The following is a 1,423-nucleotide window of genomic DNA, read 5'->3' on the forward strand; positions in this document are numbered from 1 at the left end:
AGAAGCCTGTCCGCGCATTCGTTCGCCTCGCATCTCGCTACTCAGAACTAGAAAACCGAGGCGCCGAGATTTTTATCGGCGACTTGAAACAAGACAAAGATATTAAAAAAGCCTGCCAAGGAGTGCAATACATCATCAGCAGCCACGGCACCGGCGGCGACGTTCAAGCAGTACACTACCGCGCTAACATAGAATTGATCGACTGCGCCAAAGAAGCCGGAGTGCAGCACTTTGTCTTTCTTTCGGTACTGGGAGTCGATCGAGGATACGAAGATTCCGCAGTATTCAAAGCCAAGCGAGAAGTAGAAAAATACCTGCAAAACAGCGGCTTGAATTATACAATCTTGCGGCCAGCAGGTTTTGCTTCCAGCTTGTTACCGCTAGCAGAAAGATTTCGAGAAACCGGACTTTACCTGCTGATTGGCGACGGCAAAAACCGCACCTCTGTTGTCAGTACCGACGACTTAGCTCATATTGCCGTAGACTCGCCAACAGTCGAAGGCGCCCGCAACCAAATTCTGCGAGTCGGTGGCCCGGATGTCCTGACAAGAGACGACATTCCCCGCATTTTTGCACGCTTATTCAATCGCGAACCAATCGTAATCAACCCGCCCCTAGTTGTGTTTGACGGTTTGAGAAATGCCTTGGGTTTATTGAATCCTCAAGCTAAAAAAGACTTAGGAACTTTGCGGGTATTGCTGGGCAACGAGTATTTCTGCACTCCCGAACAAGTGCAAAACTTGGAATCAATCTACGGCATGAGAATGGAATCCTTAGAAAGCTTTCTGCGGCGCAATTTGAGCGTTTAAATTCTCGTTACCAGGCTCTGCCTGGTAATGAATATCCGGAGGCTGTGCCTCCAAATAGTTGTCTCATTTTAATGGAGATAGAGCCTCCCGATATGCGTCCCCAGCCTCTTCCTGGAAGCAAATAAGGCGCCAAATCGCAACGGGAAACCAGTTAAGCAGAAATAGGTACGGGTTGAGCACCAATATAACTCGTAACTGCGATCGGCGGAGAAGTCGGTTTAGCAACCAAATAACCTTGGACAAAAGTTGCTCCCCGTTGTCGCACCCACTCAAACTCCTCCAAAGTTTCCACACCTTCCGCAACAGTTTTAATCTCTAATTTACAGGCAATTTCTAACATCTTTTCAGTAATTAGTGCCTTATAATAATCTTGCTGGACATTCCGAATCAATTGCATATCCAACTTAATAAAATCTGGACGCAGTTGGTGCATCAAATTTAAATTAGAAGAACCGCTGCCAAAATCATCCAGCGCAATTAAAAATCCCGCTTCTCGGTAAAACCTCAGAATCTTAATCAAGTGATCCATATCAGGAGGGTGCTGAGATTCCCCTACTTCAAAAACAATATTGCTGTGAGGAATTCCCGATTCATCAATAGCCTGTACTGTCCTT

At 46.4% G+C, this 1,423-nt stretch carries 2 protein-coding genes; one reads left to right on the top strand and one right to left on the bottom strand.

Features of this window, described 5'->3' with window-relative positions:
* A partial coding sequence (locus ACUVJL_RS25310) for an SDR family oxidoreductase (RefSeq protein ID WP_445248357.1) occupies positions 1-809 on the top strand: 809 nt, incomplete at its 5' end.
* A gap of 151 nt (positions 810-960) precedes the next feature.
* On the opposite strand, the gene ACUVJL_RS25315 is transcribed toward ACUVJL_RS25310, so the two are convergent.
* A partial coding sequence (locus tag ACUVJL_RS25315; protein ID WP_445248358.1) for an EAL domain-containing protein occupies positions 961-1,423 on the bottom strand: 463 nt, incomplete at its 5' end.

The organism is Microcoleus sp. OTE_8_concoct_300, assembly GCF_031383065.1.
Taxonomy (GTDB): Bacteria; Cyanobacteriota; Cyanobacteriia; order Cyanobacteriales; family Microcoleaceae; genus Microcoleus.